This window comes from Streptomyces luteoverticillatus (assembly GCF_003970715.1).
GTDB lineage: Bacteria > Actinomycetota > Actinomycetes > Streptomycetales > Streptomycetaceae > Streptomyces > Streptomyces abikoensis.
Map to the genome: position 1 here is coordinate 3,256,434 of NZ_CP034587.1, position 25,794 is coordinate 3,282,227.

Sequence of the window (25,794 nt, forward strand, 5' to 3'; positions counted from 1 at the left end):
AGGGACCCCGTGTCACCCGAGCCATCACCCCAGGAATCCCGCGCAGGGCTGCTCTACGGGGTGGCCGCCTATGGCATCTGGGGGCTGTTCCCCCTGTACTGGCCGCTGCTGGAGCCCACCGGGGCGGTCGAGATCCTCGCCCACCGCATGGTGTGGTCGCTGGTCACGGTCGCGGCCGTACTGGCCCTGACCCGGCGCTGGGGCTGGATACGCCCGCTGCTGCGGCAGCCCAAACGACTGGCGATGGCGGCGGTGGGCGCGGCCGTCATCTCCGTGAACTGGTGGGTCTACATCTGGGCCGTGAACTCCGGCCACGTAGTGGAGACCTCGCTGGGGTACTTCATCAACCCCCTCGCCACCATCGGCCTGGGCGTCCTCGTGCTGCGGGAGCGGCTGCGCCCGGCGCAGTGGGCGGCGGTCGGCGTGGGCGTCGCGGCCGTGATCGTGCTGGCCGTGGGCTACGGCAAGCCGCCGTGGGTGGCGCTCACCATCGCGGCGACGTTCAGCACCTACAGCCTGGTGAAGAAGAAGGTGGGGCTGGGCGGCCTGGAGTCGATGGCCGTCGAGACGGCCGTGCAGTTCCTGCCGGCGCTCGTGGTGCTGATCGTGCTCGGCGCCCAGGGGAAGTCGACCTTCGCTTCCGAGGGCGGCGGGCACACCCTGCTCCTGCTGGGCACCGGTGTGATCACCGCGATCCCGCTGGTCTCCTTCGGCGCGGCGGCGGTACGGCTGCCGCTGTCGGTGCTCGGGATGCTCCAGTACCTCGCGCCGGTCTTCCAGTTCGCCCTGGGGCTGCTCGTCTTCCACGAGGCGATGCCGGCGGAGCGCTGGGCGGGCTTCGCGCTGGTCTGGCTCGCGCTGGCCGTGCTCACCTGGGACGGGCTGCGCACGGCGCGGCAGTCCCGGATGGAGCTGAAGGCGGCCCAGGAGCGGGTGGTCACAACTGGCAACACAGAAAACACAATTGCCACTGAGACCTCTCAGGACACAGAAACCACAGCTCAGCGCGGTTGAGCAGACGACCGATATCCGGAAACCGGTGATCGGTGTCCGAAACACGCTCTTGACGCGCTTTCGGGGGGCCCTCAACATCATGGCCACGTCAAACAGAGTTGGGAGCCCCCCATGCTTGCACTCAACGGACCAGCCCTGACCCCGCCCCGAAGAGCCCGTACCGCCACCGCCGCCCTGCTCGCCTCGGGCGCGGCCGTCACGGCGGCCCTTCTGGGCATCTCCTCCGTCCCGGCGACCGCGGCTCCCACCACCGCGACCGCCGGCCGGGGCACCGCCGCCAAGTCCGTGGCGGCGCCGGACATATCCGGGGCCAACGTCAAGGCCCACCTGAACCAGCTCCAGTCGATCGCCACCGCCAACGGCGGCAACCGCGCCCATGGCCGCAGCGGCTACAAGGCGTCCCTCGACTATGTGAAGGGCAAGCTGGACGCGGCCGGCTTCACCACGACCGTCCAGCAGTTCACCTCTTCCGGCTCGACCGGCTACAACCTCATCGCCGACTGGCCGGGCGGCGACGCGAGCCACGTCGTCTTCGCCGGCGCCCACCTCGACTCCGTCACCCGGGGCCCCGGCATCAACGACAACGGTTCCGGCTCGGCGGGCATCCTCGAGGTCGCCCTCACCGTCGCCAAACAGAACTACAAGCCCGACAAGCACCTCCGCTTCGCCTGGTGGGGAGCCGAGGAACTGGGCATGGTCGGGTCGAAGTACTACGTCAACAACCTGCCCGCCGCCGAGCGCTCGAAGATCGACGGCTATCTGAACTTCGACATGATCGGCTCGCCCAACCCGGGCTACTTCGTCTACGACGACGACGCGCGGCTCGAAGGCGTCTTCAAGGACTTCTTCGCCACCCGCAACATCCCCACCGAGATAGAGACCGAGGGCGACGGCCGCTCCGACCACGCGCCCTTCAAGAACGCGGGGATAGCCGTCGGCGGCCTCTTCAGCGGCGCGGACTACATCAAGACCGCCGAGCAGGCCCAGAAGTGGGGCGGCACGTCGGGCCTGGCGTTCGACCGCTGCTACCACGCCTCCTGCGACTCGATCTCGAACATCAACGACACGGCGCTCGACAACAACAGCGACGCGATCGCCTACGCCATCTGGAACCTGAGCGGCGGCTCCACCACCCCGCCCAGCGGCAACGTCTTCGAGAGCAAGTCCCAGGTCGCCATCCCCGACGCGGGCCCGGCCGTGGAGTCCCCGATCACCGTCTCCGGCGTCACCGGCAACGCGCCCGGCGCGCTGAAGGTCGGCGTCGACATCAAGCACACCTACCGGGGCGACCTGAACGTCGACCTCGTAGGCCCGAGTGGCAAGACCTACCGCCTGAAGGCCGCCGACCCGAACGACTCGGCGGCCGACATCAGCACCACCTACACGGTCAACGCCTCGACGGAGACCGCGAACGGCACGTGGAAACTCCGCGTCCAGGACGTCGCCGCCCAGGACGAGGGGTATGTGGCGGGCTGGAAGCTCACGTTCTGACACACCCGCACTCGAACGCCGGACGGCAGCAAAATCAGCCCGTCCGGCGTTTGAGGACCGGGGTCCGGGGCGGAGCCCCGGGAAACGGTGAAAGGGCGGGGCTGGGGCGGACTACACCGTCACGTCCCGAGATGTGAAACGCGCCCACGCCGCCGAGCCGAATACCCCCGCGTAAAGGGCCTGCAACCCCAGATTCCGCAGAATCTGATCCCAGTAGAGCGGATCCCTCAACAGGTCCGCAAAACTCAACCAGTAGTGCGGAAAAAGATACGGCTGCACCGCACTCAACTGCGGAAACTGATCAAGTATCTGCACCGTGATCAGCAGCCCCACCGTCGTGGCCATCGCCGCGATCCCGCTGTTGGTGAGCGTCGAGACGAACAGCCCCAGCGCCGCGAGCCCGGTCAGCGACAGGGCGACCACCCCGGCGATCGCCAGCGCGCGCAGCAGCCCCTCGCCGAACGACACCGTCGTGCCGCTGATCAGCGTCACCTCGCCGACCGGGAAGAGCAGCGCGCCCACCGCCAGCGCCGAGACGGCGACGACGAGCGTGGCGGCGAAGGCGAAGAGGACGGTCGTCGTGAACTTGGCGAGCAGCAGCCGGGTCCGCCCGGCCGGGGCGACCAGCAGATAGCGCAGCGTGCCCGCCGACGCCTCGCCCGCCACGGAGTCGCCCGCGATCACCCCGATCGCCATCGGCAGGAAGAACGGCAGGGTCGCGGCGAGTGAGGCGAAGACGAGGAAGAGGCCGTTCCCGGCGACCTGCCCGATGAACGCCGGACCGCCACCGCCGTCGCCGCGCCCGCCACCACCGCCACTGCCCGTCTCGATCCGCACCGCGATGCCGACGAGGACCGGCACGGCCGCCAGCACGCCCAGCAGGGCGAGCGTGCGCCAGCGCCGGAAGGTGGTCGTCGCCTCGCTGCGGAACAGCGAAAGGGACGGCGTCCACGCTTCAGCCCGCGACATCGAAACCCTCCCCCGTCAGCGCGACGAACGCGTCCTCCAGCGAGGCCCGCTCCGTGCCGAAGGACCGCACGCGCACATCCGCCCGGACGAGCGCGGCGTTGAGGTCGGCGAGGTCCGCGGCCGGGCCGCCGGGCGGGAGTTCGCCGGTGACGCGGTCGTCGGTGACCGTCAGGTCGTGCACGCCGTGCTCCTTGAGGACCCGCACGGCCTCCGCCGTGTCGGGAGTGGTGACGGCCAGCCGGGCGCGGGCCGAGGTGGCCAGCTCCCGGACCGTGCCCTGGGTGAGGAGCCGGCCCTGCGCCATGACGGCGGCGTGGGTGCAGACCTGCTCGATCTCGTCGAGGAGGTGGGAGGAGAGGAAGACCGTGGTGCCCTCCGCCGCCAGCCCGCGCACCAGGGCGCGGATCTCGCGCATGCCCTGCGGGTCGAGGCCGTTGGTGGGCTCGTCCAGGACGAGGAGCTCGCGCGGCCGGAGCAGGGCGGCGGCCAGGCCGAGCCGCTGCTTCATGCCGAGGGAGTAGGCGCGGGCCTTCTTGCCCGCCGCGCTCGTCAGCCCCACCCGTTCCAGCGCGGCGCCGACGCGGGCGGCGCGGGTGCGGGGGTCGGCGGTGGGGTCGGCGGCGTCGAACCGCAGGAGGTTGTCGCGGCCGGAGAGGAAGCCGTAGAGCGCGGGGCCCTCGATCAGGGCCCCCACCCTGGGCAGGACGCGCCGCCCGGCGCGCGGCATCTCCTGGCCGAGCACCCGGGCGGCACCGGACGTGGGCTCGATGAGGCCCATGAGCATCCGGATGGTGGTGGTCTTCCCGGAACCGTTGGGACCGAGGAAGCCGAAGACGCTGCCGCGCGGCACGACGAGGTCGAGCCGGTCGACGGCGAGCTGACGGCCGAAGCGCTTCGTCAGCGCGGCCGTCTCGATCACGGCGCCCTCCCCCGCGGCGCCCTCGCTCGTGGCCCCAGGCCACGAACCCGGCTTGGACCGGCCCTCCACGGTGTCTCCTCTCGCGTGCGGCCCGGCGCCACCAGGTGGCCCTGGGGCGCCGTGCACGCCGGCGCCTGCGGGCCTTGGCAGGGGCAGCAGCCTGCTTACTTCGCGTTCGCGGCCTTGACCAGCGCGTCCTTGGTGACCGCGCCGACGTAGACCTTGCCGTCGTCCGTCATCAGGGCGTTGACGATCCGGGTGCTGTAGACGCGGCCGGAGCCGAAGTCGCCCGAGACCTTGGTGCCGAAGCCGTCCAGCAGGGCCTGCGCGTCCGCGCCGCCCTTGCCGCCCGCGCTCTTCTTCCCGGCGCCCTTGCCGTTCAGCGCGGACCCGGCGTCCTTGCCCGCGTCGAACTCGGCGATGGAGCTCCAGCCCTTGCCGAGGACCTTCGACTTGCCGGCGCCCGCCGCGTCGGTGCCGGGCACACCCAGCATCCCGGGCAGGCCGCCCTTGTGCTCGCGGTCGGCCTTCTGGCCGCCGTCGGCCTTCTCCGCGCCGCCCTCGGTCACCTTGGCGCCCTTGGGCGGGGTGAAGTCGAACGTACCGGCGCCCGGCTTGCCGAAGTCGACCTTGGTGAAGGCCGCGTCGACGACCGCCTTGCCGCCGCCCTTGGCCGCGAGGGTGAACTTCAGCGGCACGCCGTTCTTCGCGTCGACCGCGATCCGGATCGAGCCGACCGTCGTGTCGTCCGCCTTGGGCTTGATCAGCAGCTGGTAGGCGTCCCGGCCGGCCACCTTGGCCGTGCCGTCGACGGTGACGGCCGTGGTCTCGTCGGCGGCGGCGAGGACCTTCTTGGCCAGCTCCTGCGGCGAGGCGCCGCTCAGGTCCTTCGGCAGGGCGTCGTCCTTGCCGCCCTGGCCGGCCTTGCCGTGCGCGCTCTCCCGCGGCGCCTTGGAGTGGTGGACGGTGTTGCTGGAGCTGTCGTACGCCCACACCTCGTCGCCGTTGCGGACGACGCTGTACTCGGCGGCGCGCTCGACGATCGACACCCGCTGCTTGTCGGGGCCGTCCACGGCCAGCCGCAGGGTGTGCGAACCGGCGGCGAGCTCGGTGAGCTTGGACTGCGGGGACGGCGCGGAGCCGCCGCCCTTCTTCCCCTCGCCCTTCTTGTCCCCGTCGCCGAAGGAGAGGCCCGACGGGAGCGAGGGGAGGCCCAGATCGGTGTTGATCTTGACGCTTCCGGACATCCGCTGGGTGTCCGACTGCGCCATCTTGGCTATGAGGTCCTGCGCGCTGATCTTCGGCAGATCCGGGTCACCGGTGCTGGCGAGCGCCGACCCGATCCCGATCGTGGCCGCCGCGACGCCCGCCACCGCGACCGGCACGGCGTAGCGGACGGCTTTGCGACGGCGCCGGGCCGGGCCCTCGAAGTCCTGGACCTCTGGTGTCGGCTGGTTCTCTGCCATGTGCTCTACCCTCCGTCGTCGGCAGCGGCCTTACCCTTCGATTCCATCAGGGTGGCGGCTTCCCGTCGTCAGCCGACGGGATCAACTGCTCATACGCCTTGGGTATGACGCGCCGGCCGAGGGGTGGAGTTCCCGGGACCGTCGGGCCGTCAGCCGCGGTCGTCAGCCCGCGCGGTGGACCACCGCGTCGCACAGCTCCTCGAGCGCCGTCTTCGCGGCGCACGCGGGCAGCGGGGCCAGCGTGGCGCGTGCCTCCTCGGCGTAGCGGACGGTGTCCCGGCGGGCCTCCTCCAGCGCCGGGTGGGCGCGCAGCCGTCGGAGCACCTCGGCGTGGAGGGCGTCGTCGTCGAGGTCGCCCTCGAGCATCCGGCACAGCTCCAGGTCCTCGGGGTCGCCGGTGGCGGCGGCCCGGGCCCGCAGGTGGAGGACGGGCAGGGTGGGGATGCCCTCGCGGAGGTCGGTGCCGGGGGTCTTGCCGGACTCGTGGGAGTCACTGGCGATGTCCAGCACGTCGTCGGCGAGCTGGAAGGCGATGCCCAGGCGCTCGCCGTAGTGGGTGAGGATCTCGACGATGCGCTCGTCGGCGCCGGACATCATGGCGCCGTAGCGGCCGGCGACGGCGACCAGCGAGCCGGTCTTGCCGGCGAGGACGTCGAGGTAGTGGTCGATGGGGTCGCGGCCGTTCTGGGGGCCGGCCGTCTCCAGGATCTGGCCGGTGACCAGGCGCTCGAACGCCTCGGCCTGGATGCGCACGGCCTCGGGGCCGAGGTCGGCGAGGATCCGGGAGGCGCGGGAGAAGAGGAAGTCGCCGGTGAGGACGGCCACCGAGTTGCCCCAGTTCACATTGGCGCTGGGCACGCCGCGGCGGACATCGGCCTCGTCCATGACGTCGTCGTGGTAGAGGGTGGCCAGGTGGGTGAGCTCGACGACGACGGCCGAGGGCACCACGCCGGGGGCGTAGGGGTCGCCGAACTGCGCGGCGAGCGACACCAGCAGGGGGCGGAACCGCTTGCCTCCGGCCTTGACCAGGTGCTGGGCGGCCTCGGTGATGAAGGGCACGCCGCTCTTGGTGGCCTCGATGAGGCCCTCCTCGACAGCGGCCAACCCGGCCTGGACATCGGCTTCAAGAGCCTGGTCCCGCACGCTCAGCCCAAAGAAAGGCCCGACGACGGTCACGAGGGTCACTCCTGTCTGCCTGCGAACACGGGGATTGTCGATGTGTCGCTGTCTTCACCAAAAGTCAGCGTATCCGGTCGGCTGTCGATCACCGTGGGCACCCTCAGCCACCACAGCAGGACAGTGGCCCCGGCGCTGCCGTTCGGCAGCGCCGGGGCCACTGTCCTTTTTCCGGCCACACTCCCCTAAAAGACACAGCCCCCTAAAAAGGCGCGGCTCCCTGAACCACGGCCCCTCACCCCAGCCCCGCCACCGCCCTGGCCAGCCGGGGGGAGGCGTACTCGGTGCCGCAGACGAAGCGCATGACGGGCCCGTAGCTGGCGGCGGCGGGCAGGCCGGTGAAGTGCAGACCGGGTACGGAGGAGCGATATCCGGCCATCAGCCGGGGTCCCCCGGCGCTCACCGCCAGGCGGGTGCGCAGCCCGGTGCCGAGGAAGTCCATGGCCGCCACATCCATCCGGTAGCCGGTGGCGGCGATGACGTGGTCGGCGCGGAGTTCACTCTCGGTGCCGTCCCGGTCGGGGCCGTCGCCCGACGCTGTCAGCGTAAGAACTGGACGGCCTGATTCCACTCGGGCGCGGACGATCCGCTTCCCCTCGGTGACCTGCACCCGGCCGATGAAGCGCTCGCGCAGCCACCACGCGCCCAGCGGCCCCAGCACCCGGCGCACCAGGTACTGCCGGGTGGGCGCGGGCAGCCGGCGGAAGCCGTCCGCGTAGTAGGAGAAGGCGTACAGCGACCAGGCCCGCCCGAAGGGGGTGTCGGGCTTGAACAGCGACTGCCCGTCGGGCGCCGCGCCGAAGCGGACCGCGCCCCGCCGCCGGGCCAGCACCCGTACCGACGCCGCGCCCGCCTCGGCCAGCAGCACGGCGGTCTCCAGCGCCGACTGCCCGGCGCCCACGACCACGACGTCCTTGCCCGCCAGCGGCGAGAGGTCGCGGTGCTGGGAGCTGTGCGAGACCGGCCCGCTCGCCGAGGGCCCGCCCGGGACGGCCGCCGCGAGCTCGGGCGGCAGCTGGGCCAGCCCGCTCAGCCCCGTGGCGACGACCACGGCCCGCGCCGTGAACTGCTCGCCCGAGTCCAGCTTCAGCTCGAAGCCGCCGCCGAGCCCGCGCCGGTCGACCGAGACCACCCGCTCACGCTCCAGCTGGGGCACCAGCCGCTGCTGGAACCACATCCCGTACCCGGCGAAGGTCTCCACCGGAATGGCGTCCCAGTCGGACTCGAAGCGGCGCTCGCCGACGTCCTGGCAGTAGTCGAAAAGGGTGTGACCGGGCTGGGGGGCGTCGATGTCGGAGGCGGCGGGAGTGGATTTCAGCAGCATCCCGGCGGGCATGTGCTCCCGCCAGCTCACCATGGGCGAGCCGAAGACGCGTGTCGGCACGGCACGCGCTTTGAGGTGGGCTGCGGTCGAGAGGCCGTACGGACCGGCCCCGATGACGGCTACGGGAAGTGTCACGGATCCCCTCCCAGGGCACGCGGGGTGTTCGGCGTGGCGAATACGGGCGTTGTCGCGCTGTCGGTGGTGCTCGTTATCGGTGACGCTCGTACCGGTGGTGCTCGTTATCGGTGGTGCTCGACGGACGAGGCCGCCGAAGCGGCCGAGGCAGCCGCAGCGGCGCGGCGCCGGCTGCGCCACAGCTGCCACAGATGCCGGGCGCCCGGTCGTACGAACCGGGCGAGCATGGTGAAGAAGGGCTTCATGTCGTCACGGGCGGCCCACGCCAGCTCGGTGCCGCTGGCCCGGGCGGGGGCGTGCGGGGTGGTGTAGCCGCTGCGCCGGTAGGCGGCGAAGGCGGGCAGGTCGATGTTCTCCACGATGAAACGGCGGCCGGTGAGCTGCTCGGCCTCCGGGACGGCCCGGCCGGTGAGGTCCAGGTGCTGGGCCCGGACGACGTCGATGCCGGCCTCGTTCTCGAAGAGGCGGAACTGGGCGCCCATGCGGGGGTTGAAGTCCAGCAGCTTGTACCGGCCGTCACGCCGGTCGAAGCGCCAGTCCAGGTCGATGATCCCGCAGAAGCCGATCTGCTTGATGAACTGCGCCGCCATGGCCGCCAGTTCCGGGTTGTCGACGACGTAGGCGTTGGCGGTCATGCCCGCGTGCGGCGGCCAGGAGCGCACCTTCACGCCCGTGAACATCGCCAGCGGGGTGGACTCGGCGTCGAAGTAGGCGTGGACGATCCAGTCCTCGGCGTCCTCGCGCGGCAGGTACTCCTGGAGGATCACCCCCGGGGCGGGCCCCCAGCCGCGCGCCAGCTCCAGCAGCTCCCCGGGCCCGCCGATCCGGGTGGTGCCGTGCACCGCGGGGCGCCGCCGCCGCTCGAACGCCTCGCGGTTCTTGGCGACGACCGGGTACGTGGCGATCGCGGCGTACTTCTCGATCTCCTCGAACGACGCGGGGAACAACGTGGCCGGGGCGGGCACCCCGTGCTCCACGCACAGCTCGTGCAGCCCCTGCTTGCTGGCCAGCCGGCGCGGCAGCGCGGGCTCCACGGGCGGGAAGAGGAAACGGCCCGCGAGCGACTCGGCGTGCTCGGCGATCAGGACCGCCGCCTCCTCGTCGGTGGGGATCAGCACGGCCGGGCGCCCGATCCGCCGGCCGATCCCCAGCAGGCCCGCCACCAGCTCCTCCGCCCGCTCCGTTCCGGTCGTCGGCCAGACGAAACCGGAGCGCAGATAGCGGGAGAGGGCGGCGGGGGTCCATCTGTCCTCGGTGACGGCGTACATCGGCACGCCCAGCCTGCCGAGGCTGCGGATGGCGCCGACGCCGCCATGGTGCAGGGGATAGTCGCCGATCTTCACAATCAGCCCGGGTACGGACCGGTCCGCCGCCACGGGCGCGATCCTGCTCGCCACCAGCACCCCCCTCGGCCACCCAGCCTCAGCGGCCCCCCACTGTGTGTGACCCGACTTAGGACGCTACTTCGGAATCGACGTCTCCAGCAAGGAGTTACCGGACATTGCCCTCCCTTTAGCCAGCGGTCGGACACCTGTCGGACACCTCTTGCCCAAATGGACGCAGCCCGTACTGTGTGGATCAGGTCACCGGGCCCATCAGGCCCCCTGAGCTCACCGGAAGGCGAGGCAGCGTCCCCATGCCCCAGAACCGCCCCGAGCTGCCCGAAGGCGACCCCTTCGGCGCGGACACCCTCCCGTACGGCGTCTTCACCACCGCGGACGCTCCCGACCGCCCCCGGATCGGCGTGCGCTACGGCGCGTACGTCCTGGACGCCGCCGCGGCCGCCGCCGACCACGGCTCCGCCCACGCCGGGCTGCTCGCCGCGCCGACGCTCAACCCGCTGCTGGCCGCCGGCCGCCCCACCTGGCAGGCCGTGCGCGCGGAGATCCGCGGCTGGCTGGACGGGCCGTACTTCCACCCGCTGGCGGAGGTCACGCTGCGGCTGCCCTTCGAGGTCGCCGACTACGTCGACTTCTACGCCAGCGAGCACCACGCCTCCAACGTGGGCCGCATCTTCCGCCCCGACGCGCCGGAGCCGCTCACCCCGAACTGGAAGCACCTGCCGATCGGTTACCACGGCCGCGCCGGCACGATCGTCGTCTCGGGCACCGACGTCGTCCGCCCCCAGGGCCAGCGCAAGGCCCCCACCGACACCACCCCCACCTTCGGCCCCTCCCTGCGCCTGGACATCGAGGCCGAGGTCGGCTTCGTCGTCGGCACCCCCGCCCCCGAGAACACTCCCGTGCCGCTCGGCGCCTTCCGCGAGCACGTGTTCGGCGTCTGCCTCGTCAACGACTGGTCGGCCCGCGACCTCCAGGCCTGGGAGTACGTGCCGCTGGGCCCCTTCCTCGGCAAGTCCTTCGCCACGTCCGTCTCCGCGTGGATCACCCCGCTGGACGCCCTCGACGCGGCGCGCACGCCCGCGCCGGAGCGCACCCACCCGCTGCTCCCCTACCTGGACGACGCGACGGCCGAGCCCGGCGGCATCGACCTGCGCATCGAGGTGCGGATCAACGACGAGCTCGTCTCCCGGCCGCCGTTCTCCGCCATGTACTGGACGGCCGCCCAGCAGCTGGCCCATATGACGGTCAACGGCGCCTCGCTGCGCACCGGCGACTTCTACGCCTCCGGCACGGTCTCCGGCCCCGAGCCGGACCAGCTGGGCTGCCTGCTCGAGCTCACCAAGGGCAAGGGCCCCTGGCTGGCGGACGGCGACGTGGTGACCATCACCGCGTGGGCGCCCGGCGCGAACGGCGCGCGCGTCGGCCTGGGCGAGGTCACCGGGCGGATCACCCCGGCGCGCGAGGCGGCGCCCGGCGCATGAGCACCACCCCCTCCTCCGGCCTCACCCTGCCGGAGGAACTGATACTCCTCTCCCACGCCCCCTCCGACGGCAAGCGGTTGTGCGCCACGCGGAACCTGGCGTACGGCCTGGCCGGGGCGGTCCTGGCCGAGCTGGAGCTGCGCGGGCTCGCGGCGGAGGACCGCGGCGGACCCGTCAGGGTGCCCGGCATCCCGCCGGCGGACCAGCGGCTCGCCCTGCCGCTGGCGAGCCTGCCCGAGCTCGGCAAGCCCGGGGCGAAGGGCCGCTCGCGCCTCTTCCGGCTGGGCACCTCGACGCACCGGTGGGTCCGGACGGCCGCCCGGCACGTGGAGGAGCCCTGGATCGTCGGACTGGTGGAGCGCGGGATCCTCACCCCGAAGGCTCCGGACCGGTTCGCCGTCGTCCGGCAACTGCGCTACGCCGTGGGGCCGAACGATCTGACCACCGCCACCCGGCAGCGCTTCGCCGGGGCCCGGGAGGCCGGTTTCCCCGGCCGGCGGGACCGGATGCTCGCCGGGCTGGTGTCCGCGACCGGTGTCGGCACGGTCCTCTACCCGGGCTGGGACCGCCGGGCCGACCGCAAGGAGCTGCGGCGCCACATGCGCGACGAGTGGACCGCCTACGCCGTGTACCGCAACGTCTCGGAGGACTCCTCCTCCAGCAGTGGCGGCAGTGATGGTGGCGACGGGGGTGGCCACTCCGGCGGGCACGGCTGCGGAGGCGGTGGCGGCTGCGGTGGGGGCGGCTGCGGAGGCGGCTGACGAACGGACGTGCTGCTAGCTTGTCGTGCCCGGCCCCACCGGGTCGGGACATGACAAGAGAAAGGGCGCACGTGCGCAAGGCAGTACAGATCACGGGGGCGGCCGCGGTGGCCGCTGTGCTGATGACCGGCTGCGGCAGCAGCAGCGACAAGGGCGGGGACAAGAGCAAGGAGACCGGGGCCACCGCCCCGGCGACCGCCGACAGCGGCAAGCCCACCCCGGGCGGCGCCGCGTCGAGCGCCCCCGCGCAGCGCGTCTCGGCCGCCGACCTCAAGGGCGGCTGGTCGAAGGGCAAGCTGTCCGACCAGAGCCTGCTGGTCCTGGTGTTCGCCGGCAGCAAGGTGTCGCTCAGCGCGAAGACGGCGTGCTCCGGCACCGTCGTCGACAACGCGCAGCCCGTCACGCTGGAGATCACCCACTGCCAGGACGGCAGCACCGACTACAGCAAGGGCACCGTCAAGAGCTTCGACGGCAAGTCGCTGACGATCGCCTGGGCCTCCGGCAAGGAGGACACCCTCACCAAGGCCGTGGGCTCCGACGGCAAGCCCGCGGGTCTGCCCGCAGGCCTGCCGGCCGGCATCCCGGCCAAGCCCGCCGGCTGACGCCGACGCCGACGTACGTGCGACGGCGCCCGGCCCCCCTCGCGGGGGTGCCGGGCGCCGTCGCGTCGTGGGCTGGTCGTAGGGCCTACCGGACGAAGACGCCCGCCTGCCCGGCCAGTTCCAGGAAGTACTGGGGGGCCACACCGAGGACGAGGGTGACCGCGACGCCGATGGCGATGGCCGAGGACGTCAGCGGGCTGGGCACCGCGACGGTGGGCCCGTCGGCCTTGGGCTCGCTGAAGAACATCAGCACGATCACCCGGATGTAGAAGAACGCCGCGATCGCCGAGGACAGCACACCGACGATGACCAGCGGCGCCGCCCCGCCCTGCGCGGCCGCCTTGAACACCGCGAACTTCCCCGCGAAGCCGCTGGTCAGCGGGATGCCCGCGAAGGCCAGCAGGAAGACCGCGAAGACCGCCGCCACCAGCGGCGAACGCCGCCCGAGCCCCGCCCACTTCGACAGGTGGGTGGCCTCGCCGCCCGCGTCCCGCACCAGCGTCACCACCGCGAACGCGCCCAGCGTGACGAAGGAATACGCGGCCAGATAGAAGAGGACCGACGAGACGCCGTCGGGGGTGGCCGCGATGACACCGGCGAGGATGAAGCCCGCGTGGGCGATGGAGGAGTAGGCCAGCAGCCGCTTCACATCGGTCTGGGTGACGGCCACGATCGCGCCGACGAGCATCGTGACGATCGCAACGCCCCACATCACGGGCCGCCAGTCCCAGCGCATCCCCGGCAGGACCACATAGAGCAGCCGCAGCAGCGCGCCGAAGGCCGCGACCTTGGTGGCCGCCGCCATGAAGCCGGTGACCGGTGTGGGGGCGCCCTGGTAGACGTCGGGCGTCCACATGTGGAACGGCACCGCGCCGACCTTGAACAGCAGCCCCATCAGCACCATGGCCACACCGACCAGCAGCAGCGCGTCATTGGCCGTGCTGCCCGCCAGCGCCGGGTCCATGACCCGCGTGGCGCCGCTGACGACGTCGGCGATGCCCGCGTAGGTGACGGTGCCCGCGTAGCCGTAGAGCAGCGCGATCCCGAAGAGGAGGAACGCGGAGGAGAAGGCGCCCAGCAGGAAGTACTTGACGGCCGACTCCTGCGACAGCAGCCGCTGACGGCGGGCCAGGCCGCACAGGATGTACAGCGGGAGGGAGAACACCTCCAGGGCGACGAACAGCGTCAGCAGATCGTCGGCGGCGGGGAAGACGAGCATGCCGCCGACGGCGAACATCACCAGCGGGAAGACCTCGGTGGTGACCAGCCCCGCCGCCACCGCCTCCCGCTCCGCGTCCCCGCCCGGCACGGCGGCGGCCTGCGCGGCGAAGGAGTCGACGGGCCGGCCGTCGGCCGCCGGGTCGAGCCGGCGCTCGGCGAAGGTGAACACGGCCACCAGGGCGACGAGGAGAATGGTGCCCTGGAGGAACAGCGCGGGCCCGTCGACGGCGACGGCGCCCATGGCCGCCACGTGGGACTTGTCCGACGCGTAGCCGCCCGCCGCCAGGGCGACGACGGCGGCGAAGGCCGCCGCCAGGCCGACGGCGGCCAGCCCGAGCTGGGCGCGGTGCCGGACGCCACGCGGCAGGAAGGCCTCGGCGAGGACGCCGAGGAGCGCGGCGCCGAGCACGATCAGCGTGGGGGACAGCTGGACGTACTCGATGTGCGGGCCGGGGATCTTCTTCGGCGCCTCGGCCGCCGCCAGTGTCCACAGGCTGTGGACAGTTTCCGCGTGGCTCACTTGGCGGCCTCCACATCGTTCACGTGGGCGTCGTTGACATGCACAGCGGGCTGGGGATCGCTCTTGTGGACCTGCGACATGGTGTGCGCGACCGCCGGGTCCAACAGCTGTGTCACGGGCTTGGGGTAGACGCCCAGGAAGAGCAGCAGCGCGATCAGCGGTGCCACGACGGCCAGTTCACGCGCCCGCAGGTCGGGCATCTCCCGCACGGGCTCGGCCACCGGGCCCGTCATCGTCCGCTGGTAGAGCACGAGGACGTAGAGCGCGGCGAGCACGATGCCGACGGTGGCGACGGCCCCGGCGACCGGGTAGCGGCTGAAGGTGCCGACCAGGACGAGGAATTCGGAGACGAAGGGCGCGAGCCCCGGCAGCGACAGGGTGGCCAGACCGCCGATCAGGAAGGTGCCGGCGAGCACGGGGGCCACCTTCTGCACCCCGCCGTAGTCGGCGATGAGCCGGGAGCCGCGCCGGGAGATCAGGAAGCCCGCGACCAGCATCAGCGCGGCGGTGGAGATCCCGTGGTTGACCATGTAGAGCGTCGCACCGCTCTGGCCCTGGGTGGTCATCGCGAAGACGCCCAGGACGATGAAGCCGAAGTGGGAGATCGAGGCGTAGGCGATCAGGCGCTTGATGTCCCGCTGCCCGACGGCCAGCAGCGCCCCGTAGAGGATGCTGATCAGCGACAGCACGAGGATCACCGGCGTCGCCCACTTCGACGCCTCCGGGAAGAGCTGGAGGCAGAAGCGGAGCATCGCGAACGTGCCGACCTTGTCGACCACCGCGGTGATCAGCACGGCGACGGGCGCGGTGGCCTCGCCCATGGCGTTGGGCAGCCAGGTGTGCAGCGGCCACAGCGGCGCCTTGACGGCGAAGGCGAAGAAGAAGCCGAGGAACAGCGCCCGTTCGGTGACGGTCGCGAACTCCAGCTTCCCGGCCGCCCGCGCCTGGACGATCTCCGTGAGGGAGAAGGTGCCGCTGCCCAGCTGGTCGGCGGTGACCGCGTACAGCCCGATGACGGCGGCGAGCATGATCAGTCCGCCGACGAGGTTGTAGAGCAGGAACTTCACCGCCGCGTACGAGCGCTGGGTGGCGCTCTCGGCCTCGCCGCGCTCCCCTGCCCGGTCGCCGAAGCCGCCGATGAGGAAGTACATCGGGATGAGCATGGCTTCGAAGAAGATGTAGAAGAGGAAGACGTCGGTGGCCTCGAAGGCGATCACCACCATCGCCTCGACCATCAGGATCAGCGCGAAGAAGCCCTGGGTGGGCCGCCACCGCGAGGAGTGGGTCTCCAGGGGGTCGGCGTCGTGCCAGCCGGCGAGGACGATGAAGGGGATCAGCAGCGCGGTGAGCCCGATCAGGACGACCGAGATGCCGTCCACGCCCAGGTCGTAGCGGACACCGAACGCGGCGATCCAGGCGTGCGACTCGGTGAGCTGGAACGGGCCCTTCACGTCCGGGTCGAAGCGCACGAGCTGTACCGCCGCCAGCACCAGCGTGACCAGCGAGACGGCCAGCGCGAGCCACTTGGCGGCCGCGCGCCGCTCGGCCGGGACGGCGGCCGTGGCGACCGCGCCCAGCGCGGGCACCACCGCCGTGGCCGTCAGCAGGGGAAATGACATGACTAGACCGCCCTCATCAGCAGGGTCGCGGCGATGAGCACCGCCGCACCGCCGAACATCGAGACCGCGTACGACCGCGCGAAGCCGTTCTGGAGCCTGCGCATCCGGCCCGACAGCCCGCCGACGGCGGCGGCGGTGCCGTTGACGACGCCGTCCACCAGCGTGTGGTCGACGTAGACCAGGCTCCGCGTCAGGTGCTCGCCGCCCCGGACCAGCACGATGTGGTTGATGTCGTCCTGGAGCAGATCGCGGCGGGCGATCCGCACCGGCAGGCTCCCGGGCGGCGCGGTGACGGGCACGGGCCGGCGCCCGTACTGCGCCCAGGCGAGCGCCACACCGATGAAGAGGACCACCAGGGTGGCCGTGGTGACCTGCACGGCGGTGACGGGCGAGTGGCCCTCCTCGTGGCCGGTGACGGGCCGCAGCCAGTTGAGGAAGGCGTCGTTGAGGCTGAACAGGCCGCCCGCGAGGACCGAGCCGGCGGCGAGCACGATCATCGGGATCGTCATCACCTTGGGCGACTCGTGCGGGTGGGGCATCCGGCCCTCGCCACGGGTCTCGGCGGCCGGTTCGGCGCCGGGCTCCTCCGGCGAGGGCGCGGGCTGCCAGCGCTTCTCGCCGAAGAAGGTCAGCAGCATCACGCGCGTCATGTAGTACGCCGTGATGGCCGCGCCCAGCAGGGCCGCGCCGCCCAGGATCCAGCCCTCGGTGCCGCCCTTGGCGAAGGCCGCCTCGATGATCTTGTCCTTGGAGAAGAAGCCGGACAGGCCGGGGAAGCCGATGATCGCGAGATAGCCGAGGCCGAAGGTGACGAAGGTGATGGGCATATAGCGGCGCAGTCCGCCGTAACGCCGCATGTCGACCTCGTCGTTCATGGCGTGCATCACCGAGCCCGCCCCGAGGAAGAGGCCGGCCTTGAAGAAGCCGTGGGTGACCAGGTGCATGATCGCGAAGGGGTAGCCGATCGGGCCCAGCCCGGCGGCCAGGACCATGTAGCCGATCTGGGACATCGTCGAGCCGGCGAGGGCCTTCTTGATGTCGTCCTTGGCGCAACCGACGATCGCACCGAAGAGCAGCGTCACCGCGCCGACCGTGACGACGGCCGTCTGGGCGTCCGGCGCCCCGTCGAAGATCGCCCCCGAGCGGGTGATCAGATACACCCCGGCGGTGACCATCGTCGCCGCGTGGATGAGCGCGGAGACCGGCGTGGGGCCCTCCATCGCGTCCCCGAGCCAGGACTGCAGCGGCACCTGGGCCGACTTGCCGCAGGCGGCCAGCAGCAGCAACAGCCCGATGGCCGTCAGCCTGCCCTCGCCCGCCTTGTCCGCGTTCTCCAGCACCGGCCCGAAGGCGAAGGTCCCGAAGGTGGTGAACATCAGCATGATGGCGATGGACAGGCCCATGTCGCCGACGCGGTTGACGAGGAACGCCTTCTTCGCCGCCGTGGCCGCGCTCGGCTTGTGCTGCCAGAAGCCGATCAGCAGGTACGACGCGAGACCGACGCCCTCCCACCCGACGTACAGCAGCAGGTAGTTGTCGGCGAGGACGAGCAGCAGCATCGCGGCGAGGAAGAGATTGAGATAGCCGAAGAAGCGCCGCCGCCGCTCGTCGTGGGCCATGTAGCCCACCGAGTAGAGGTGGATCAGCGAGCCCACGCCCGTGATCAGCAGGACGAAGGTCATCGACAGCTGATCGAGCTGGAAGCCCACGTCGGCGCGGAAGCCGCCGACGGGCACCCAGCTGAACACGGTCGCGGCCAGCTCGCGGTCCTCGCCGCTCCGGCCCAGCATGTCGGCGAAGAGCACCACGCCGATGACGAACGACAGGGCGGCCGCGAACGTGCCGATCCAGTGGCCCGCGCGGTCGAGCCGCCGCCCGCCGCACAGCAGCACGCCCGCGCCCAGCAGGGGCACCAGGACGAGCGTTCCGATGAGGTTCTCCACCGTCAGTGTCCCCTTACAGCTTCAGCAGGCCGGCGTCGTCGACCGAGGCGGAGTGGCGGGACCGGAAGATCGTCACGATGATCGCGAGGCCCACCACGACTTCGGCGGCGGCCACGACCATCGTGAAGAACGCGATGATCTGGCCGTCGAGATTGCCGTGCATCCGGGAGAAGGTGACGAACGCCAGATTGCAGGCGTTCAGCATCAGCTCGACGCACATGAAGATGACGATCGCGTTCCGCCGGATGAGCACACCGGTGGCACCGATGGTGAACAACAGCGCCGCCAGATAGAGGTAGTTGACGGGGTTCACTTGGCTCCCTCCTCGGTGCGCTCCCCGGCGCGGCGCTTGTCCCGCTCCAGCCAGTCCTCGGAGCGCTGCTCCAGCGCGGCCAGCTCCGCGAGCGCCTCGCCCGACACGTCGCGGATCTGGCCCCGCGCACGCAGGGTCGGGTTGACGGTGAGCTCGGAGGGCGTGCCGTCGGGCAGCAGGCCGGGGATGTCGACGGCGTTGTGCCGGGCGTAGACGCCGGGGGCGGGCAGGGGCGGCAGCTGCCTGCCGCCGCGCACGCGCCGCTCGGCCAGCTCGCGCTGAGTGGCGGCGGGCTCGGTGCGCTCGCGGTGGGTCAGCACCATCGCCCCGACGGCGGCCGTGATGAGCAGCGCGCCGGTGATCTCGAAGGCGAAGATGTACTTGGTGAACAGGAGCGCGGCGAGCCCCTGGACGTTGCCGCCGGCGTTGGCCTGGCCCAGCCCGTCGAAGTCGCGCAGCGCGGCGTTGGCGATGCCGGCGGCCAGCAGGACGCCGAAGCCCAGGGCGCACAGCCCGGCGAGGAGCCGCTGGCCCTTGATGGTCTCCTTCAGCGAGTCCGCGGCGGTGACGCCGACGAGCATCACGACGAACAGGAACAGCATCATGATCGCGCCGGTGTAGACGACGATCTGCACGACGCCCAGGAAGTAGGCGCCGTTGGCGAGGTAGAACACCGCGAGGACGATCATCGTCCCGGCGAGGCAGAGCGCGCTGTGCACGGCCTTCTTCATCAGCACCGCGCCGAGCGCGCCGGCCACGGCGACGACGGCCAGGATCCAGAACTGGACGGCCTCGCCCGTGGACGTCAGGTACGAGGCGGCGGCGAGACCGCTCATGCCTCCACCCCCTCGTCCTCTTGCTTCTCCCCCTTGGAGACCGCTACCTGCCGGACCGTGCCCGGGGCGGCGCCCGTCACCAGGCCCCGGTAGTAGTCCTGTTCGGTCATGCCGGGGAAGATCGCGTGCGGGGTGTCGACCATGCGGTCCTCGAGGCCCGCGAGGAGCTGTTCCTTGGTGTAGATCAGCGACTCGCGGCTGGCGTCGGCCAGTTCGTACTCGTTGGTCATCGTCAGGGCGCGGGTCGGGCACGCCTCGACGCACAGGCCGCACAGGATGCAGCGGAGGTAGTTGATCTGGTAGACGCGGCCGTAGCGCTCGCCGGGCGAGTAGCGCTCCTCGTCGGTGTTGTCCGCGCCCTCGACGTAGATCGCGTCCGCCGGGCAGGCCCAGGCGCACAGCTCGCAGCCGATGCACTTCTCCAGGCCGTCGGGATGGCGGTTGAGCTGGTGGCGGCCGTGGAAGCGCGGCGCGGTGTGCTTCTTCTCCTCCGGGTACTGCTCGGTCAGCCGCTTCTTGAACATGGCCTTGAAGGTCACGCCGAAGCCGGCCACGGGATTCTGGAAGGGAGCCCCGGGGGTGTCCCCCGGGAAGACTCGCTAGACACCGTCGGCCTCCTCTCGGTCACTCTGAGTGTCCACCCCACCACTGACAATCAGCTCCCGGTCCTGGCGGGACCGGCGCCGAGGCACGGGCGGCAGGCTCTGGCCTGGCAGCGGCGGCACGGGGAATCCCCCCGCCATGGGGTCGAAGACGGGCGCCGGCCCCTCGGCGCCCTCCCCCGCCACCTCGCCGTCCGTCTCGCCCCTGCCGTGGAACAGGTCGAAGAGCAGCGACAGCAGCAGGAGCCCGAGGACCCCGCCGCCGACGTACAGCACGATGTCCTGGAAGGCGTAGTTCTCGTTCCGCAGGGCCCGTACGGTCGCGACGAGCATCAGCCAGACCACCGAGACCGGGATGAGCACCTTCCATCCCAGCTTCATCAGCTGGTCGTAGCGCACCCGGGGCAGCGTGCCGCGCAGCCAGATGAAGAAGAACAGCAGCAGCTGCACCTTGATGACGAACCACAGCATCGGCCACCAGCCGTGGTTCGCGCCCTCCCAGAACGCGGAGAGCGGGTACGGGGCCCGCCAGCCGCCCAGGAAGAGGGTGGTCGCGACCGCCGAGACCGTCACCATGTTCACGTACTCGGCGAGCATGAACATCGCGAACTTGATGGACGAGTACTCGGTGTTGAAGCCGCCGACCAGGTCGCCCTCGGACTCCGGCATGTCGAAGGGGGCCCGGTTGGTCTCGCCGACCATCGTGGCGATGTAGATGACGAAGGAGACCGGCAGCAACAGGATGTACCAGCGGTCGTGCTGCGACTCGACGATCGCCGAGGTCGACATCGAGCCGGAGTAGAGGAAGACCGACGCGAAGGCAGCGCCCATCGCGATCTCGTACGAGATCATCTGCGCGCACGAGCGGAGCCCGCCGAGCAGCGGGTACGTCGAGCCCGACGACCAGCCGGCCAGCACGATGCCGTAGATGCCGACCGAGGCGACCGCGAGGATGTAGAGGATCGCGATCGGCAGGTCGGTGAGCTGCATCGTCGTGCGGTGGCCGAGGATCGAGACCTCGTTGCCGGACGGGCCGAAGGGGATCACCGCGATGGCCATGAACGCGGGGATGGCGGCGACGACCGGCGCGAGGACGTAGACGATCTTGTCCGCGCGGCGGACGATCACGTCCTCCTTGAGCATCAGCTTGACGCCGTCCGCCAGCGACTGCAGCAGCCCCCAAGGACCGTGCCGGTTGGGGCCGATGCGCAGCTGCATCCAGGCGACGACCTTGCGCTCCCAGACGATCGAGAAGAGCACCGTCACCATCAGGAACGCGAAGCAGAAGACCGCCTTGATCACCACCAGCCACCAGGGGTCCCTGCCGAACATCGACAGGTCCTCGACGGCCAGTTGACTCAGAGCAGGACTCACGACCGCACCTCCGGCCTCTTCGCTCCACCCTCGTCACCGGCGTCCGCGCCGATGCGCACCACCTCGCCCGGCCGCGCCCCGACGTCGGAGGCGACGCCCCCGCCGACGGAGTTCAGCGGGAGCCAGACCACCCGGTCGGGCATGGCCGTGATCCGCAGCGGCAGCCGCACCGAGCCGTACGGGCCCGTCACGGCGAGGAGTTCGCCGTCGCGCACCCCCGCCTCGGCCGCCGTCGCCGCCGACACCCGGGCGAGCGCCGGGTGCCGGGTGCCGGCCAGCGCCTCGTCCCCGTCCTGGAGCCGACCCCGGTCCAGCAGCATCCGGTGCCCCGCGAGGACCGCCTCGCCGCGCTCGGGCCGCGCCGGAGCCCGGCCGGGCTCCGCCGGGCCGGCCGGCCGCTCGCCGTCCCAGGCCCCCAGCCGCGTCAGCTCGGCCCGCACGGCCGGGAGGCCGTCCAGGGCGAGGGGCACGTCCATGGCGTCGGCCAGCATGTGCAGCACCCGGAAGTCCGGCTGGGTGTGCCGCACGGCGAGCTGGTCCGGCTTGAGCGCCGCCTCGAACGGCCGCGCCCGGCCCTCCCAGTCGAGGAACGTCCCGGACTTCTCGGCGACGGCCGCCACCGGCAGCACCACGTCCGCCCGGTCCGACACCTCGCTCGGCCGCTGCTCCAGGCTGACGAGGAAGCCCACCGCGTCCAGCGCCTCGCGGGCCCGCGCCGGATCGGGCAGGTCCGCGACCTCCACGCCGCCCACGAGCAGCGCGGCCAGCTCTCCCGTGGCCGCCGCCTCCACGATCTGCCCGGTGTCCCGGCCAGCGCCGCGCGGCAGTCCGGCCACGCGCCACACCGCCGCCGTCTCCTCCCGCGCCCTCGGGTCGGTGACGGGCCGGCCGCCCGGCAGCAGCCCCGGCAGGGCCCCCGCCTCCAGCGCGCCCCGCTCGCCCGCCCGGCGCGGCAGCCACACCAGCCGCGCGCCCGTCGCCCCGGCCGCCGCCACGGCGGCCGACAGCCCGCCGGGCACCCCGGCCAGCCGCTCGCCGACGAGGATCAGCGCGCCCGGCGCGCGCAGCGCGTCCGACGCCGCCCGCCCGGCCGCGTCCAGACCCGACGAGTCCGCCAGCGCCCGCAGCCACTCCGGCTCCGTGCCCGGCGCGGCCGGCAGCAGCGTGCCGCCCGCCTTCGTCAGGCCCGGGGTCGCGTAGGGGGCCAGCGCGAACAGGCGCTGCCGGCGCTTGCGCCACGCCTTGCGCAGCCGCAGGAAGACGCCCGGCGCCTCCTCCTCGGCCTCCAGCCCCACGAGCAGCACGCCGGGCGCCTGTTCCAGGGCCGTGTACGTCACTCCCGTGCCGTCGAGGTCCCGGCCGCGCCCGGCGACGTGGGCGGCGAGGAAGTCGGCCTCCTCGGCGCTGTGCGTCCGCGCCCGGAAGTCCACGTCGTGGGTGTCGAGGGCGACGCGGGCGAACTTGGCGTAGGCGTAAGCGTCCTCCACCGTCAGCCTGCCGCCGGTCAGCACCCCGGCCCGGCCGCGCGCCGCCGAAAGGCCACGAGCCGCGATCTCCAGGGCCTCCGGCCAGCTAGCCGGCGTGAGGACGCCGCTGTCGTCCCGGACCAGCGGGGTGTCGAAGCGCTCGGGCCGCTGCGCGTAGCGGAAGGCGAAGCGGCCCTTGTCGCAGACCCACTCCTCGTTGACCTCGGGGTCCTCCGCGGCCAGCCGGCGCATCACCTTGCCGCGCCGGTGGTCGGTGCGCAGCGCGCAGCCGCCCGCGCAGTGCTCGCACACCGACGGCGAGGAGACCAGGTCGAAGGGGCGGGCGCGGAATCGGTACGCCGCCGAGGTGAGGGCGCCCACCGGGCAGATCTGGATGGTGTTGCCGGAGAAGTACGACCGGAAGGGGTCGCCCTCGCCCGTGCCGACCTGTTCCAGCGCGCCGCGCTCCAGCAGCTCGATCATCGGGTCGCCCGCGATCTCGTTGGAGAAGCGGGTGCAGCGCGCGCACAGCACACAGCGTTCGCGGTCCAGCAGGATCTGCGTGGAGATGGGGATCGGCTTCTCGTAGGTGCGCTTGCGGCCCTCGAAGCGGCTGTCCGCCTGGCCCGCCGACATGGCCTGGTTCTGCAGGGGGCACTCGCCGCCCTTGTCGCAGACGGGGCAGTCCAGCGGGTGGTTGATGAGCAGCAGCTCCATCACGCCGCGCTGTGCCTTCTCGGCGACGGGCGAGGTGAGCTGGGTCTTCACCACCATGCCGTCCGTGCAGGTGATGGTGCAGGACGCCATGGGCTTGCGCTGGCCCTCGACCTCGACGATGCACTGTCTGCACGCGCCCGCCGGATCCAGCAGCGGATGGTCGCAGAAGCGCGGGATCTCGATGCCCAGCAGCTCGGCCGCCCGGATGACGAGCGTGCCCTTCGGCACGGAGAGCTGGATGCCGTCGATGGTGACGGACACCAGGTCCTCCGGCGGGACGGCCGCGTTCCCTCCTCCGGAAGGGGCGGACGTGGTCACTGTCATGCGTTCACCCCCAGGTGAGCGTGCTGGTTGGTGGCGGGACCGTCGGCCCACACCGTCGACCTCGCCGGGTCGAAGGGGCAGCCCTTGCCCTTGATGTGCTGCTCGTACTCCTCGCGGAAGTACTTCAGCGAGGAGAAGATCGGGCTGGCGGCGCCGTCTCCCAGCGCGCAGAACGACTTGCCGTTGATGTTGTCGGCGATGTCGGCGAGCTTGTCGAGGTCGGCCATCCGTCCCTTGCCCGCCTCGATGTCGCGGAGCAACTGGACGAGCCAGTAGGTGCCTTCACGGCAGGGCGTGCACTTGCCGCAGGACTCGTGGGCGTAGAACTCGGTCCAGCGGGTCACGGCGCGCACGACGCAGGTCGTCTCGTCGAAGCACTGGAGGGCCTTGGTGCCGAGCATCGAACCGGCCGCGCCCACCGCCTCGTAGTCCAGGGGGACGTCGAGGTGCTCGTCGGTCAGCAGCGGGGTCGAGGAGCCGCCGGGCGTCCAGAACTTGAGCCGGTGGCCGGGGCGCATCCCGCCGCTCATGCCCAGCAGTTGCCCGAGGGTGATCCCCAACGGCGCCTCGTACTGGCCGGGGTTGGCGACGTGGCCGCTGAGGGAGTACAGCGTGAAGCCGGGCGACTTCTCGCTGCCCATCGAACGGAACCATTCCTTGCCCCGGTTGAGGATCGCGGGAACCGAGGCGATGGATTCGACGTTGTTCACCACTGTGGGGCAGGCGTAGAGGCCTTCGACCGCGGGGAAGGGGGGCCGGAGCCGGGGCTGGCCGCGGCGGCCCTCCAGCGAGTCGAGCAGCGCGGTCTCCTCGCCGCAGATGTAGGCGCCCGCCCCCGCGTGCACGGTGACGTCGAGGTCGAGTCCGCTGCCCAGGACGTTCCGGCCGAGGAAGCCCGCCGCGTACGCCTCGCGCACGGCCTCGTGCAGCCGGCGGAGCACGGGGACGGTCTCGCCGCGCAGATAGATGAAGGCGCGGTCGGAGCGGATCGCCCAGCAGGCGATCACCATGCCCTCGATGAGGGAGTGGGGGTTGGCGAAGAGGAGGGGGATGTCCTTGCAGGTGCCGGGCTCGGACTCGTCGGCGTTGACGACGAGGTAGTGCGGCTTGCCGTCGCCCTGCGGGATGAACTGCCACTTCATCCCGGTGGGGAAGCCGGCGCCGCCGCGGCCGCGCAGCCCGGAGTCCTTCACATACGCGATGACGTCGTCGGGGGTCATCGCGAGGGCCTTGCGCGCGCCCTCGTAGCCCTCGTGCCGCAGATACGTCTCCAGCGTCCAGGAGCGCGGCTCGTCCCAGAAGGCGCTGAGGACGGGTGAGAGCAGCTTCTCGGGGCTGGTCTCGAAGATCTCGGGCGCCATGGTCATTCCTCCCCCTCCTCGGTGACCGGTCCGCTGGGGTGCGCGGGGTCCGAGGCGGACGTCTCCTGCGGCGCGTCGTGGGAGCTGAGGTGCTCCGCCGGGCGCTCGTCCTGCGGCGGCTCGCCGCGCGGCGGCACCACCCGGTGCCCGCCCTCGCCCCTGGCCAGCCGCAGCCCGGCCAGCGAGGCGGACCCGGCCCCGCCGCCCGCCTCGACGGCACCCGGCCGCCGGTCGGGGAAGCCCGCCAGGATGCGGGCCGTCTCCTTGTACGTGCACAGCGGCGCCCCGCGCGTGGGCTCGACGGTGCGGCCGGCACGGAGGTCGTCGACGAGCCGTTTGGCGCTCTCGGGCGTCTGGTTGTCGAAGAACTCCCAGTTGACCATCACCACGGGCGCGTAGTCGCAGGCCGCGTTGCACTCGATGTGCTCCAGCGTGACCTTGCCGTCCTCGGTCGTCCCGCCGTTGGCGACGCCCAGGTGGTGCTTGAGCTCGTCGAAGATGGCGTCGCCGCCCAGCACCGCGCACAGGGTGTTGGTGCACACCCCCACCTGGTAGTCGCCCCCGGGCGCGCGCCGGTACATGGTGTAGAAGGTCGAGACCGCCGTGACCTCCGCCGTGGTGAGCCCGAGCCGCTCGGCGCAGAAGCGGATGCCGGTGCGGGTGACGTGCCCGTCCTCGGCCTGCACGAGGTGCAGCAGCGGCAGCAGCGCGCTGCGGCTGTCGGGGTAGCGGGCGATCACCTCGTCGGCGTCCGCGTCCAGCCGGGCGCGGACATCGGCGGGATAGTCGGGGGCGGGGAGCGCGGGCATCCCCATCT

The 25,794-nt window shown here is 71.8% G+C and carries 21 protein-coding genes; 5 read left to right on the plus strand and 16 right to left on the minus strand.

What is annotated here, in order from left to right; all coding sequences use genetic code 11:
• Window positions 1–9 precede the first annotated feature (9 nt).
• Together rarD and EKH77_RS14245 are read left to right on the plus strand one after the other, a co-directional pair.
• Complete coding sequence (rarD, locus tag EKH77_RS14240) at window positions 10–1,014, plus strand: EamA family transporter RarD (RefSeq protein WP_240667353.1); 1,005 nt, start codon at window positions 10–12, stop codon at window positions 1,012–1,014.
• A gap of 135 nt (window positions 1,015–1,149) precedes the next feature.
• Window positions 1,150–2,505: a M28 family metallopeptidase gene (locus EKH77_RS14245; RefSeq protein ID WP_397613308.1), complete on the plus strand. Its 1,356-nt coding sequence runs from the start codon at window positions 1,150–1,152 to the stop codon at window positions 2,503–2,505.
• Window positions 2,506–2,616: 111 nt separating this feature from the next.
• Here EKH77_RS14245 and EKH77_RS14250 read toward each other — a convergent pair whose 3' ends face one another.
• The 6 genes from EKH77_RS14250 to EKH77_RS14275 all read right to left on the minus strand — a co-directional run bounded on the left by EKH77_RS14250 (window position 2,617) and on the right by EKH77_RS14275 (window position 9,891).
• Window positions 2,617–3,474 (minus strand): ABC transporter permease, encoded by an 858-nt coding sequence (locus tag EKH77_RS14250; protein WP_126914751.1) that lies wholly within the window; start codon window positions 3,472–3,474, stop codon window positions 2,617–2,619.
• Window positions 3,461–4,393 (minus strand): ABC transporter ATP-binding protein, encoded by a 933-nt coding sequence (locus EKH77_RS14255; protein ID WP_240667354.1) that lies wholly within the window; start codon window positions 4,391–4,393, stop codon window positions 3,461–3,463. Before EKH77_RS14255 ends, EKH77_RS14250 begins: the two co-directional genes overlap by 14 nt.
• 164 nt (window positions 4,394–4,557) lie before the next feature.
• Entirely contained in the window at window positions 4,558–5,859 is a 1,302-nt protein-coding gene (locus tag EKH77_RS14260) for a LolA family protein (protein WP_126914753.1), read from the minus strand.
• A 162-nt stretch (window positions 5,860–6,021) separates the two neighbouring features.
• Window positions 6,022–7,035: a polyprenyl synthetase family protein gene (locus EKH77_RS14265; RefSeq protein WP_126914754.1), complete on the minus strand. Its 1,014-nt coding sequence runs from the start codon at window positions 7,033–7,035 to the stop codon at window positions 6,022–6,024.
• 235 nt (window positions 7,036–7,270) lie between these two features.
• Complete coding sequence (locus tag EKH77_RS14270; protein WP_126914755.1) at window positions 7,271–8,494, minus strand: NAD(P)-binding domain-containing protein; 1,224 nt, start codon at window positions 8,492–8,494, stop codon at window positions 7,271–7,273.
• A gap of 104 nt (window positions 8,495–8,598) precedes the next feature.
• Window positions 8,599–9,891 (minus strand): ATP-grasp domain-containing protein, encoded by a 1,293-nt coding sequence (locus tag EKH77_RS14275; RefSeq protein ID WP_126914756.1) that lies wholly within the window; start codon window positions 9,889–9,891, stop codon window positions 8,599–8,601.
• A gap of 239 nt (window positions 9,892–10,130) precedes the next feature.
• Here EKH77_RS14275 and EKH77_RS14280 point away from each other — a divergent pair, with 239 nt between their 5' ends.
• The 3 genes from EKH77_RS14280 (at window position 10,131) to EKH77_RS14290 (ending at window position 12,681) form a co-directional block, all read left to right on the plus strand.
• Complete coding sequence (locus tag EKH77_RS14280) at window positions 10,131–11,318, plus strand: fumarylacetoacetate hydrolase family protein (RefSeq protein ID WP_126914757.1); 1,188 nt, start codon at window positions 10,131–10,133, stop codon at window positions 11,316–11,318.
• A complete protein-coding gene (locus EKH77_RS14285) occupies window positions 11,315–12,079 on the plus strand; it encodes a GOLPH3/VPS74 family protein (protein ID WP_126914758.1) in 765 nt (254 codons plus the stop codon). The genes EKH77_RS14280 and EKH77_RS14285 overlap by 4 nt, the downstream gene beginning before the upstream one ends.
• A gap of 71 nt (window positions 12,080–12,150) precedes the next feature.
• Window positions 12,151–12,681 carry a hypothetical protein gene (locus EKH77_RS14290; RefSeq protein ID WP_126914759.1) on the plus strand — a complete coding sequence of 177 codons (531 nt, stop codon included), beginning with the start codon at window positions 12,151–12,153 and terminating at the stop codon, window positions 12,679–12,681.
• A gap of 85 nt (window positions 12,682–12,766) precedes the next feature.
• Here EKH77_RS14290 and nuoN read toward each other — a convergent pair whose 3' ends face one another.
• From nuoN to nuoE, 10 genes are read right to left on the minus strand one after another with little or no spacing between them, the layout of a single operon-like run.
• Entirely contained in the window at window positions 12,767–14,422 is a 1,656-nt protein-coding gene (gene nuoN, locus EKH77_RS14295) for an NADH-quinone oxidoreductase subunit NuoN (protein ID WP_126914760.1), read from the minus strand.
• A complete protein-coding gene (locus EKH77_RS14300) occupies window positions 14,419–16,041 on the minus strand; it encodes an NADH-quinone oxidoreductase subunit M (RefSeq protein WP_126914761.1) in 1,623 nt (540 codons plus the stop codon). The genes nuoN and EKH77_RS14300 overlap by 4 nt, the downstream gene beginning before the upstream one ends.
• Before the next feature lie 2 nt (window positions 16,042–16,043).
• Complete coding sequence (nuoL, locus tag EKH77_RS14305; protein WP_126914762.1) at window positions 16,044–17,984, minus strand: NADH-quinone oxidoreductase subunit L; 1,941 nt, start codon at window positions 17,982–17,984, stop codon at window positions 16,044–16,046.
• A gap of 13 nt (window positions 17,985–17,997) precedes the next feature.
• Window positions 17,998–18,297: an NADH-quinone oxidoreductase subunit NuoK gene (gene nuoK, locus EKH77_RS14310; protein WP_126914763.1), complete on the minus strand. Its 300-nt coding sequence runs from the start codon at window positions 18,295–18,297 to the stop codon at window positions 17,998–18,000.
• Window positions 18,294–19,133: an NADH-quinone oxidoreductase subunit J gene (locus EKH77_RS14315; RefSeq protein ID WP_126914764.1), complete on the minus strand. Its 840-nt coding sequence runs from the start codon at window positions 19,131–19,133 to the stop codon at window positions 18,294–18,296. The genes nuoK and EKH77_RS14315 overlap by 4 nt, the downstream gene beginning before the upstream one ends.
• Window positions 19,130–19,687: an NADH-quinone oxidoreductase subunit NuoI gene (gene nuoI, locus EKH77_RS14320; protein ID WP_126914765.1), complete on the minus strand. Its 558-nt coding sequence runs from the start codon at window positions 19,685–19,687 to the stop codon at window positions 19,130–19,132. Before nuoI ends, EKH77_RS14315 begins: the two co-directional genes overlap by 4 nt.
• A 45-nt stretch (window positions 19,688–19,732) precedes the next feature.
• Window positions 19,733–21,067, minus strand: a complete 1,335-nt coding sequence (nuoH, locus tag EKH77_RS14325; protein WP_126918067.1) for an NADH-quinone oxidoreductase subunit NuoH — start codon at window positions 21,065–21,067, stop codon at window positions 19,733–19,735.
• Window positions 21,068–21,105: 38 nt separating this feature from the next.
• Complete coding sequence (locus EKH77_RS14330; protein WP_126914766.1) at window positions 21,106–23,616, minus strand: NADH-quinone oxidoreductase subunit G; 2,511 nt, start codon at window positions 23,614–23,616, stop codon at window positions 21,106–21,108.
• Complete coding sequence (nuoF, locus tag EKH77_RS14335; RefSeq protein WP_126914767.1) at window positions 23,613–24,983, minus strand: NADH-quinone oxidoreductase subunit NuoF; 1,371 nt, start codon at window positions 24,981–24,983, stop codon at window positions 23,613–23,615. Before nuoF ends, EKH77_RS14330 begins: the two co-directional genes overlap by 4 nt.
• Complete coding sequence (gene nuoE / locus EKH77_RS14340; RefSeq protein ID WP_126918068.1) at window positions 24,980–25,792, minus strand: NADH-quinone oxidoreductase subunit NuoE; 813 nt, start codon at window positions 25,790–25,792, stop codon at window positions 24,980–24,982. The genes nuoF and nuoE overlap by 4 nt, the downstream gene beginning before the upstream one ends.
• Window positions 25,793–25,794 lie beyond the last annotated feature (2 nt).